Annotated in this window: 9 protein-coding genes; 5 read left to right on the top strand and 4 right to left on the bottom strand. The window is 69.6% G+C overall.

Annotated elements, in window-relative coordinates; all coding sequences use genetic code 11:
- The first annotated feature begins 3 nt into the window (after positions 1 to 3).
- Entirely contained in the window at positions 4 to 1,413 is a 1,410-nt protein-coding gene (gene murD, locus P7A99_RS11035; protein WP_277793922.1) for a UDP-N-acetylmuramoyl-L-alanine--D-glutamate ligase, read from the top strand.
- A gap of 147 nt (positions 1,414 to 1,560) precedes the next feature.
- Here murD and P7A99_RS11025 read toward each other — a convergent pair whose 3' ends face one another.
- Positions 1,561 to 2,016 carry a hypothetical protein gene (locus P7A99_RS11025; protein ID WP_277793921.1) on the bottom strand — a complete coding sequence of 152 codons (456 nt, stop codon included), beginning with the start codon at positions 2,014 to 2,016 and terminating at the stop codon, positions 1,561 to 1,563.
- A gap of 328 nt (positions 2,017 to 2,344) precedes the next feature.
- On the opposite strand from P7A99_RS11025, the gene P7A99_RS11020 reads away from it, so the two are divergent.
- From P7A99_RS11020 to P7A99_RS11005, 4 genes are all read left to right on the top strand, one after another.
- Positions 2,345 to 3,490, top strand: a complete 1,146-nt coding sequence (locus P7A99_RS11020) for an alpha/beta fold hydrolase (RefSeq protein WP_277793920.1) — start codon at positions 2,345 to 2,347, stop codon at positions 3,488 to 3,490.
- 81 nt (positions 3,491 to 3,571) lie between these two features.
- Positions 3,572 to 4,744 carry a putative lipid II flippase FtsW gene (gene ftsW / locus P7A99_RS11015; RefSeq protein WP_101720078.1) on the top strand — a complete coding sequence of 391 codons (1,173 nt, stop codon included), beginning with the start codon at positions 3,572 to 3,574 and terminating at the stop codon, positions 4,742 to 4,744.
- A 76-nt stretch (positions 4,745 to 4,820) separates the two neighbouring features.
- A complete protein-coding gene (murG, locus tag P7A99_RS11010) occupies positions 4,821 to 5,909 on the top strand; it encodes an undecaprenyldiphospho-muramoylpentapeptide beta-N-acetylglucosaminyltransferase (protein WP_277793919.1) in 1,089 nt (362 codons plus the stop codon).
- A gap of 114 nt (positions 5,910 to 6,023) precedes the next feature.
- Complete coding sequence (locus tag P7A99_RS11005) at positions 6,024 to 6,638, top strand: DUF1134 domain-containing protein (protein WP_277793918.1); 615 nt, start codon at positions 6,024 to 6,026, stop codon at positions 6,636 to 6,638.
- A gap of 28 nt (positions 6,639 to 6,666) precedes the next feature.
- Here the strand turns inward: P7A99_RS11005 and P7A99_RS11000 are convergent, their stop codons facing one another.
- The 3 genes from P7A99_RS11000 to P7A99_RS10990 form a co-directional block, all read right to left on the bottom strand.
- Entirely contained in the window at positions 6,667 to 7,683 is a 1,017-nt protein-coding gene (locus P7A99_RS11000) for a hypothetical protein (RefSeq protein ID WP_277793917.1), read from the bottom strand.
- A 268-nt stretch (positions 7,684 to 7,951) separates the two neighbouring features.
- Complete coding sequence (locus P7A99_RS10995; protein WP_277793916.1) at positions 7,952 to 9,412, bottom strand: DUF4139 domain-containing protein; 1,461 nt, start codon at positions 9,410 to 9,412, stop codon at positions 7,952 to 7,954.
- 296 nt (positions 9,413 to 9,708) lie between these two features.
- On the bottom strand, positions 9,709 to 11,022 hold the full coding sequence (locus tag P7A99_RS10990; RefSeq protein ID WP_431307664.1) for a DUF4139 domain-containing protein: 1,314 nt from the start codon (positions 11,020 to 11,022) through the stop codon (positions 9,709 to 9,711).
- Between the last annotated feature and the right edge of the window lie 11 nt (positions 11,023 to 11,033).

Here is an 11,033-nt window from a genome sequence, read left to right as displayed (position 1 = left end):
AGGATGATCCCGGTCCGTGGGTTCGAGGACAAGACGGTCGCGGTGTTCGGCCTGGGCCGCACCGGCCTGACGGCCGCGCGCGCCCTGATCGCCGGCGGCGCCAAGGTGGCGCTGTGGGACGAGAAGGAAGCCAGCCGCGAGGCCGCGCGCGCCGAGGGCCTGCCGGTCGTCGATCTCTCGACCGCGGACTGGAGCCAGTTCGCCGCCCTGATGCTGTCACCGGGCGTGCCGCTGACCCATCCCAAGCCCCACTGGACCGTCGACAAGGCCAAGGCGGCCGGGGTCGAGATCCTTGGCGACGTCGAGCTCTTCGCCCGCACGGTCAACGCCGCGCCCGAGCACAAGAAGCCGAAGATCATCGCCATCACCGGCACCAACGGCAAGTCGACGACCACGGCCCTGATCGGCCACCTGTGCAAGCAGGCCGGCCGCGACACCCGCGTCGGTGGCAACATCGGCGCCGGCATTCTGGGCCTGGAAGACATGCACGGCGGCGCGGTCTACGTGCTGGAGCTGTCGAGCTACCAGCTGGACCTGACCTCCAGCCTGCACGCCGACGCCACGGTGCTGCTCAACCTGTCGCCCGACCACATCGACCGCCACGGTTCGATGGAAGGCTATATCGCCGCCAAGCGCCGCATCTTCCTCAACCAGGGCAAGGGCGACACGGCGATCATCGGCGTCGACGATCCCTGGTGCCAGCAGATCTGCACCGAGATCACCGCCGCCAACCGCCGCACCATCTGGCCGATCAGCGCCGGCAAGGCCATGGGCCGGGGCGTCTACGCCCTGCAGGGCGTGCTGTACGACGCCACCGGCGAGCGGGTGACGGAAATGGCCGATCTTCTTCGCGCAAGAAGCTTGCCCGGCCGCCACAACTGGCAGAACGCCGCGGCCGCCTACGCCGCCGCCATCGCCATCGGCATCCCGCCGGTCCAGGCGGTCGACGGCCTGATGACCTTCCCAGGGCTCGCCCACCGCATGGAGACGGTCGGCAAGATCGGCAAGGTCGCCTTCGTCAACGACAGCAAGGCCACCAACGCCGACGCCGCCCGCCAGGCGATGTCGAGCTATCCCAAGTTCTACTGGATCGCCGGCGGCGTGCCCAAGGCCGGCGGCATCGCCAACCTCGTCGACCTGTTTCCGCGCGTGGCCGGCGCCTACCTGATCGGCCAGGCCGCCGAAGAGTTCGGCCGGACGCTCGAGGGCAAGGCCCCGGTCAAGCAGTGCGGCGACATCGAGACCGCCGTCGCCGCCGCCCACGCCGACGCCGCCGCCACGGGCCAGGACGCTATCGTCCTGCTGTCGCCGGCCTGCGCCTCGTTCGACCAGTTCAGCGACTTCGAGGCCCGCGGCGAAGCCTTCCGGGCGGCGGTGAACGGCCTGGTGAAGCCCAAGGCCAAGCGGGCTTAAGTCGCCCGTACAATTGGCGTCATCCCGGAAAGCGCGCAGCGCTTATCCGGGACCCAGGAGCCAAGCGCAGTGCGGCCGCCCCTGGGTCCCGGCTCTCCGCTTCGCTGCGGCCGGGATGACGAATGCTTTTGCGGAAAGCCGGTCGCCCTACCTCAGCACCCCGCGCTTGCCCATCGCCCAGGCGTACCAGGTGAAGAACGCCAGCAGCGCGGCGATGACGGCGCTGGTGATCGCCATCTGCTGGCCCATCACCTTGCCGCCGTCGGTCAGGGCGTAGGTGTAGAGCAGGCTGACCAGGAACGCCGCCAGCGAAACGGCGAAGACGCCGAACGCCAGCTTGCGGCGCAGCAGCACCAGAACCGAGGCCCCGAACGCCCCGAACACGCCGATGGCCCACACGCCGGTCATCCAGGCGGGCATCTGCCGATAGTGCGCGATTTGGTCGGGGGTCATGCCGGCGCTGGCCATGTAGGCTTCGCCCTGGGTCATGCTCATCACGAAGTCGAAGACGCCGATGGCGTTGAACAGGACGGCGACCACGCCGACCAGCCAGACGTGCCACGGGGTCTTGCCCCCGGCGGACAGGGTGTTCACTGCGGTCATCAAGCCCTCCCAAGCTGGACCGTTGAAGGAGCAGCATCCACCGGTTTCGTCGGCGCGTCCAGCAATCGGAGATCGTCGGTACGCGAAGGTCCTCCCCCTGAAGGGGGAGGTGGCCCGAAGGGCCGGAGGGGGAAGTGTCTGATGAAGTCGACAGCAGCCGCTCACCCCGCAATTGCTTCCCCCTCAGTCGCTCCGCGACAGCTCCCCCTTCAGGGGGAGCATCTCGATGGAAGGGCTCGTGGCAGGCGGTTGTATTGAAAATTACACTTGTAGAGTCGGTCTCATTCATCGCAGTCTACGATTGTAAATTTCACACCAGGGGCACTGCATGGGCACTCTCAAGATATGGCTGCGTCGGGGCGCGATCGGCGTTGCGGCGGCGGCGATCGCGGTCGTGGGAGGCGCGGCGGCGACGCGGGCGTTCTTCCAGCATCAGACGGCCGAGCGGCTGCGGATCGACGCCAAGGACGGCATCCAGGAAAGCGGCTTCGTCAAGCTGCCCAGCGGTGAGCAATGGGTGGTGATCCGGGGCGAGAACATCAACAACCCCGTGCTGCTGGTCGTGCACGGCGGCGGCATGCCGACCTCGCTGTTCGCCGAGGACTACAAGAGCTGGGAGAAGGACTTCACGGTCGTTCACTGGGACCGCCGCGACCACGCCAAGAGCCTGGCCCGCGCGGGCGGCAAGATCGATCCGAACCAGGGCCTGGACAGCTTCGTGGCCGACGGCCTGGCCCTGACCGATCATCTGCGCAACAAGCTGCACAAGCCGCGCATCGCCGTGATGGGCTGGTCGTGGGGCTCGCGCGTGTCGCTGACCATGGCCCGCAAGCGGCCCGATCTGTTCTCGGTCTATGTCGGCACGGGCCAGGCGGTCGACAATTCCGGCCGCGACCGGCACGTCTACGACCACATGCTGGCGGTGGCCAAGACCGGCAAGCATCCCGAGCTGCTGGCCAAGCTGACCGCCCTGGGGCCGCCGCCCTACGATCCGCCCAGCCGCTGGAAGGAGGTCGACGCCCTCGAGCCGGTCTATCTGAAGACGGAGGGCCCAAGGAAGAGCGACGCCCAGCTCTATCGCCAGGCGCTGGCCATGCCCGACTGGAGCATCACCGATCTCCTGACCCACAAGGACGCCGGCAGGATCGTCCGCCGCCAGCGCTCGCTGGCCGTCTACAACGCCAACCACGTCTGGAAGGCAGCGCCCTTGGGCCGGGACTTCGCCATGCCGATGGTGCTGATCCAGGGCGAGTACGACCATCCTGACTTCGTCAAACCCTGGTTCGACGGCTTGCAGGCGCCGAGCAAGGAGCTGGTGGTGCTGCCGGGTACGGGCCACGCCGCCATCCAGATGCAGTCGGTGCGCTTCGGCAAGGCCCTGCATGATCACGTGCTGCCGCTGGCCAAGGCCTGGGAGTACGGTCGCCCGGCCGACGCTCCCACGGCCCAGCCCGAGGTCAAGCCTGTGGGATAGCGGGGAAAAATCGCGCCGGCCGTGATTTCGTCGCGGCCGGCGGCAAGACTCGATTAACCGTAACGCCCGACTCTTGCCCCCATGCGCCAGCAGACCGCCCACGCCTTCGCCCGGACCGACCGCTCGCCCCTCGGGGTGTGGTGGTGGACGACCGATCGCTGGCTGCTGGGCGCAACCGCGATCCTGGTGACGCTGGGCGTGCTTTTGTCGTTCGCCTCCAGCCCGGCTGCCGCCCAGCGGATCGGCATCGACGACCAGTTCCACTTCGCCATCCGCCAGCTGGTGTTCGGCGTGGGCGCGGCGACCATCGTGCTGGCCGTGTCGATGCTCAGCCCCAAGGGCATCCGGCGGGCGGCGTTCTTCATCTACATCGTGGCGATCGGCGTCATGGCGGCCCTGCCGTTCATCGGCCACAGCGCCAAGGGCGCGGCCCGCTGGCTGATGATCGGCGGCTTCACCTTCCAGCCGTCGGAATTCATGAAGCCGGCCCTGATCATCCTGGTCTCGTGGATGTTCGCCGAGGGCCAGAAGGGCGAGGGCGTGCCCGGCGTGTCGATCGCGTTTGGCCTCTATTTCATCGCCGTGGCCCTGCTCCTGATGCAGCCCGACGTCGGCCAGACCGTGCTGATCACCATCGCCTTCGGGGCCGCGTTCTGGATGGCGGGGGTGCCGATCTCGTGGATCATGGGCCTGGGCGCGGTGGCGCTGGGCGGGCTGGCCTCGACCTACTTCCTGTTCGACCACGTGCACGCCCGCGTGCAGAAGTTCCTCAGCCCCGACCAGGCCGACACCCACCAGGTGACCCGCGCCGCCGAGGCCATCCATGCCGGCGGCCTGTTCGGGCGGGGTCCGGGCGAGGGCGTCATGAAACGCCACGTGCCCGACCTGCACACCGACTTCATCTATTCGGTCGCCGCCGAGGAGTACGGCCTCGTTTTCTCGCTGGCCCTGATCAGCCTGTTCGCCTTCATCGTGGTGCGCGGGCTCTACAAGTCGATGAAGCTCGCCGACCCCTTCGAGCAGGTCGCTTCGGCCGGGCTTTTCGTCCTCCTGGGCCAGCAGACGTTCATCAATGTCGCTGTGAACTTGAACATGATCCCGACCAAGGGCATGACCCTACCGTTCATCAGCTACGGCGGCTCGTCGATGCTGGCCATGGGGCTCACCCTGGGTATGGCGCTGGCGCTGACGCGCAAGCGGCCCGGGTCCTATGGCGGCGGCGGACCGTTCGGCCAGACCGGCGCCTTCGACTGAAGGCTCTCGGGTTAGGGAGACTGCAGTTGCGTAACACCTTCCTGGTTTCCGCCATGCGTTCGGCGGATCTGGCCTGATGAGCGGCAAGCTGGCGATCGTCGCCGCCGGGGGCACCGGCGGCCACATGTTTCCCGCCCAGGCGCTGTCGGAAGCCCTGATCGGCCGCGGCTGGCGCGTGGTCTTGGCCACCGACGAGCGCGGGGCGTTCTACGCCGACAAGTTCCCGGCCGAGGAGCGGCTGGCCCTGTCGGCCGCCACCGCCAAGGCCGGCGACCCGATCGGCATGATCAAGGCCGGCATCGCGGTCACCCAGGGCGTGCTGCAGGCCAAGCAGGCCTTTGCCCGCCTGAACCCGTCGATCGTGGTCGGTTTCGGCGGCTATCCGGCCCTGCCGGCGCTGCTGGCGGCGCTGCTGGAAAAGCGCCCCACCGTGATCCACGAGCAGAACGCGGTGTTGGGCCGCGTGAACCGCTTCCTGGCGCCCTATGTCACCGAAGTGGCCTGCGCCTTCCCGACCCTGCAGATGGCCAAGCCGGCCGTGAAGGCCCGCGCCCATGTGGTGGGCAGCCCGGTGCGCCCGGAGATCCGCGACTTGGCGCAGGTCGCCTATCTGCCGCCCGAGGTGCAGCTGCGCATCCTGGTCACCGGCGGCAGCCAGGGCGCACGCCTGCTGTCGGAGCTGGTGCCCGAGGCCATCGCCAAGCTGCCCGAAGAGATGCGCGGCCGCATGAAGGTGTTCCAGCAGGCCCGCGCCGAGAGCATGGAGCACGCCCGCAAGATCTATCGCAACGCCATGGTCGACTGCGAGGTCGCGCCGTTCTTCCGCGACATGGCCGGGCGTCTGCGCCAGAGCCACATCGTCGTCGGCCGCGCCGGTTCGTCGACCTGCTGCGAGCTGGCCGTGGCCGGCCGTCCGTCGATCCTGGTGCCGCTGAAGATCGCCGCCGACGACCACCAGCGCTTCAACGCCAAGCTGCTGGAAGAGGCCGGCGGCGCGGCCGTGTGCCTTGAGGACGAACTGACGGTCGACGCCCTGGCCGGGGCGCTGAACGCCCTGCTCAAGAGCCCCGAGCGCCTGGCCCGCATGGCCAAGGGCGCCCGCTCGGTGGCCGTGCCGGACGCAGCCGAGCACCTGGCGGACCTGGTGGAGCGCACCGCGCGCTGAGCTTTCGAGCCCGGGGTGCGGGGAACATGCTTAACCCGCCGTTAAGCAACGCGCCCCAAACCCGACATGAAAGCCTGTGACAGTGCCGACACGTTGGAGCTGCGAGAAAGACACATGGACCGCCGCAAGCTGATCCTTTCGGGCATGGCCACGGGCCTGTCCTCCGCCGGCCTGGGCGCCTGCGCGAGCACCTCGCAGCCGCGCAACCCCGATCCGAACGGTCCGGCCTACGACACCGGCGCGGCGGCGACCTACTCGGCCGACGAAATGGTCCGCGCGACGTCCGACTTCCTGGGCGTCACGGCCGAGAGCGCCGGCGCGGCGATCGAGCGGATCTTCCGCGAGCGTGGCCAGCCCACGGGCTACGTCGCCGGCGAGGAAGGCTCGGCCGCCATCGCTGTGGGCCTGCGCTACGGCCGCGGCCTGCTCTACATGAAGAACCGTCCCACCCAGGAAGTGTACTGGCAGGGCCCGTCGGTGGGCTGGGACTGGGGCGGCAACGCCAGCCGCGTCTTCACCCTGTGCTATAACCTGCAATATCCGGACGCCATCTTCCGCCGCTTCCCCGGCGTCGAGGGCAGCGCCTATCTCGTGGGCGGCCTGGGCGTGAACTATCAGAAGGCCGACACCATCGTCCTGGCCCCGATCCGCGCGGGCGTGGGCCTGCGTCTGGGCGCCAACGTCGGCTACCTGGCCTACAGCCGCCAGCGCAACATCCTGCCGTTCTAAGGCGGCAGGCCGGTCTTCACCGGCTTCGTCAGAAGCCGGTGAAGTATTCGGCGATCGCCGCATCGACGGGTTCGAGCTTGAAGTCCGGCGCGGCGGCGCGGTCCAGCGCGTTGCGGATCTGCCAGGCGCTGCGCCCGACGTGCAGCCCCATGCCCCGAAGTTCTCCGACGATGGCCTCGCGGGTGGCCTCGTCCACGGCCTTGTTGCTGCGCAGCCGCGCCTGGTCCAGCCGCCAGCCGAAGATGCCGTCGGGCGTCAGCTCGATCACCGCGCCCGGCTCGGGCAGCCACTCGTAGATGGCGCTGCGCCGGTCGAGCGCGTCGTCGATGTAGTTCTCCAGACAGTTGCGATAGCGGCGGGCCGCGTCGCGGATGGCCGCCGCGTCCGCCAGGGGCCGCAGCCGCGCGGTGCCCGGATGCGGCGGCGCCGGCGGGTCGAGACGGAAGTCCTCGGCCACCAGGGCGAACAGGGCCTTGGTGTCGGGCGCACGAGCCCAGGCGGCGATGCGCTCGGTCAGCACCGCCGGCGACAGGCGACGCGACAGGGCCGCATGCGCCTCGGCCAGCAGCACCGCCTGGGCGGGACCCATCCGCATCGGCCCTCCGCCGTGGATGCGCACGGCCGGCGGCAGGGCGTCGAGCGTGCGCACCTCGTCGGGCGTTATCGCCGGCGCGTGGCGCAGCCGCTTGGCGGCGGCCGGTTCGGTCATCAGCACCAGCAGCACGCGGTAGTCGGCCGGGCTCCAGGCGATCTCGCCCAGGTGCTCCAGCGCCCGGCGCAGGCCGTCGGGCGCCGGATCAAGCACAAGGCGCACGGCCTTGCGCAGCGGCTCCTCCAGCAGGCGGGCGACCTCCAGCGGCGCAGGGCCGGCGGGCTCGACCGCCAGCATCAGGCAGACCAGGTGGCGCCGCGCGGCGGGGGCGGTCAGGAACGGCGTATGGGGCGCGGGCCACAGGGTGGCCAGCGTGTCGGCATAGTCTGGCGCGATCAGGCGCAGCAGCGGCGAAGCCGTCGCGGACGGCCCGGCCAGGGGCAGGATGGACATCGAAGAGCTCCGGACGCGGCCGGAGCGGCCGCGATCAGCGGTTGGAAACGGTGGGGCGAAGGGCCGGGCGCGCCTTGGTCGACGCGCGCCATTCCGCCGTCATCGGCGGCTTCAGCTGTGCGACGAGGAAGGTCATGCGGCGGTTCGGCTCCGGAGTTCTGATCGGGAGGCGGCAAATGTCATGCGTCGCGCGCCGCCGCAAGACCGGTGTTCGCCGATCCTGCGCATCGCTTGGTTGCTGTGGCGCTTGTGACACGCCGGGATGGTGTCAGCCCGCGTGCTTGACGGCGTAGCGGAAGACCCGGCTCTCGCCCGGCTTCAGCGTGACCCGCCAGGCCACCTGGCCCTGGCGGATGTCGTGCTTGGACGGCTCGGACACCACCTTGAAGAACTCGACGTTCGGGTCGTGGCGAACCTCGAAGGTGACCGGGATAGACTTGTTGTTGGCGAGGTCGACCTCGTAGGTGCGCCGCACCGTCGTCTTGCCGGCCCGCTTGTCCTCGACGAGGCGCGGACGCATGCGCACGTCCATGCCCCAGCCGATCGCCAGGTCGACCGGTTCGCCGACCGCCACGTCGCGCACGGCCTGCTCGCCGGCGAAGGCGGGGACGTCGCCGATCGTCTCCATCACCGACAGGGCGCCGGAGGGCAGGGGCTTGCCCAGGCCTTCGGCGGCCTTGTTGTCGAGGCGCAGCACCACCTGCGGCGGCCGCACGGGCTGATCGTCGTCATAGCTGTTCCAGGGGCTGACCGTCGTGACGTAGAGCCGCTGGTAGCGGACGTCCTTCTGGTCGAGGAAGGCCATCTGCTTGGTCTGCCGCGCCGCCACCGTCACCGGTTCGGGCAGGGTGTAGAGCTTGTAGTCGCCCAGGTCGGACTGCTCGGCCATGGTGCGCTTGGCCGCCACGGCCGAGCGCATCTCCATGGCCGGCGCGGGCGGCGGCGGGGGAGGGGGCGGAGGCGGCGGGGCCATCATCGCCGGCATGCCGCCCACATCCATCGGGATCGCCTGGCCGTGCGTGGTGGTGTCCATCGGCCAGCAGTCGCGGCGCACCGGAACCACGCGCGCGCGGTTGATCCTGACCGGCACGCGCGACAGCTTGCCGGCCACCAGTTGGGTGGGCGCGTCGGCGAAGCTGGTGCCCGAGCTGTTCATCAGGGTCAGCCAGCCCAGCAGGTCCAGCGTCCGGCCGTCGGGATTGAGGGTGGCGACATAGTCGGCCTGCCAGTTCACGCCGATCGCCAGATAGGTCAGGGTCAGGGCGTAGCGCCCGGCCATCGGCACGTCGATCAGCGCCGACAGGGCGGGCTTGCTGGACAGGCCGTCGGGGGCGCGGTCGAACACCAGGCGCTCGGCCCCGCCCGAGCAGCCCAGAACCTCGACGCCCTCGGCGGTGCGGACCATCAGGCCGGAGGGGCCCTGGACCAGGGTGGCGTCGACGCTGGACTGGCGGCCGGTCTCGCGGTTGGTGCGCACCACCTTGACCGGCTTGCCGAGCGAGCGCTCGACGAGGGTTCCGGGGCTGAGCAGGGCGTAGTCGTAGTTCCGTTCCACCGCGCCGGAGGGCAGGCCTTCGATGGCTGCGCTCTGTGAGATCAGGCCCTCGGCCACGCCGTCGAAGCGCAGGGTGTGGCGGCCGGCGGGCAGCTCGACCGTGCGGGTCTCGCTGACCAGGACGAGGCCCTTCTCGAAGGCCTGCTGCTTTTCCCAGGGCGACAGCTTCTGCACCGGGCCCTGGCCGTCGCGATAGAGGGTGACGGCGACGGCTTCGGCGGCGGGCGAGGCGATGATGTCCGCCCAAGAGGCGCTAGGGGCGGCGAGAGGGAGGGACAGAAGGGCGAGGGCGGCGAGGGCGCAGCGCAGCCCCAGATCCTCCCCCCGAAGGGGGAGGTGTCGGCGAAGCCGACGGAGGGGGGAGCAGCCGCTATCGCCAGCGACCGCACATCTCTCCGCAGGGACTTCCCCCTCCGGCCCTCCGGGCCACCTCCCCCTTCGGGGGGAGGATCTGGTCGCGCGCCCCATCCTCACCAGCCGTTGTCCACCGTGAAGGTCAGGACGGTCTCGCCGTTGGCGGGGACGGGCACGCTCCAGGCCAGGGTGCGGGCGTCGATGCGGCGGCTGGGCAGGCTTTCGTCGGTGACCTTGCCGTCACGCCACAGGCCGGCCTGGCGCAGCTCGACCGTCACCGCCTCGGGGCGGGCGTTGCGCACCAGGTACTTCATCACGTAGCGCGAGCGGGTCTTGGAGATCTTTTCCTGCGAGACCAGGGTCGCCTGGCTGGAGACGTCGAAGGCCTCGCCGGTCTTGATCGACAGTTCCGAGCCGGCCGAGGTGTGGCCGATATTGTTCTCGCCGATGAACTTGGGATCGCCCGCCTGGTCGCGCATGTAGACGCGCATGGTCCCGGCCGGCAGCTGGTCGCCCAGGCCCTTCAGCCTGGAATTGCTGAACTGGATGGCGGTGATGGCCTTCTGCGGGTTGGCGTCGGTGGAGAAGCCGTACTCGCGCACCTCGTAGACCTTCTTGGCCGCCACGCCCTGGGCGCTCAGGAAGCCGACCTGCTTGCTCTGGTTGGAGGCGATCGTGGTCCGCTCGGGCAGGGGATAGATGTAATAGTCGGCGATGCGCTCGCGGTCGCTGCCTTCGGTCCCGGCCGAGGTGGCGCCGCCGTTATAGCCGCCGCCGTTGTTGAACTGGCTGACATTGCCGGCCACCAGCTGGGTCTGGGCGTTCTCGAAGGCCGTGCCGGAGTTGTTCTGCAGGGTGATCCAGCCTTGCAGGTCCAGCGCGCCCTTCTTCTCGTCGAACAGGGCGACGTAGTCGGCCGCCCACGACAGGCCCGAGGTCAGGTAGCTGAGCGTCACCGGCGTGGGACCGGCCTTGTCGGCGTTGACCGTCACCGACAGGGTGGGGCGGGCGCGCAGGGTCTCGGGCACCTTGTCGAAGATCACCCGGGTGGGCACGCCGTCGTCGCGCAGCACCTCGATGCGGTCGCCGATCTTCAGCACCACGCCCTCGTTGGCGGCCAGGACGGTGGCGGTCTCGGTGGTTTCCTTGCCGTCGCCGGGATTGGTGCGGACGATCTTGATCTGCCGCCCGACCGCCTTCTCCATCAGCTTGTCGGGGGTGAGCAGGTCGTAGTCGAAGTTCTGCTCGACCACGCCCAGGGTGGGCGAGGACAGGCTGACGGTCTCGGGCCGGATGGCGGCCGAGACGTCCTTGAACTCCAGCCGCTGGCGGCCGGCGGCGACGTCGATGGTCCGCTGGTCCTGAACGAGCGCCAGGTTGCTGTTGTAGATGGTGACCGAGACCTTCGGCGCGGTCTGGGCGAGCGCCATCTGGAAGGGGG

It is taken from the genome of Caulobacter endophyticus, assembly GCF_029543245.1.
GTDB lineage: Bacteria > Pseudomonadota > Alphaproteobacteria > Caulobacterales > Caulobacteraceae > Caulobacter > Caulobacter endophyticus_A.
This window is presented reverse-complemented; position numbering and strand designations above follow the sequence as displayed.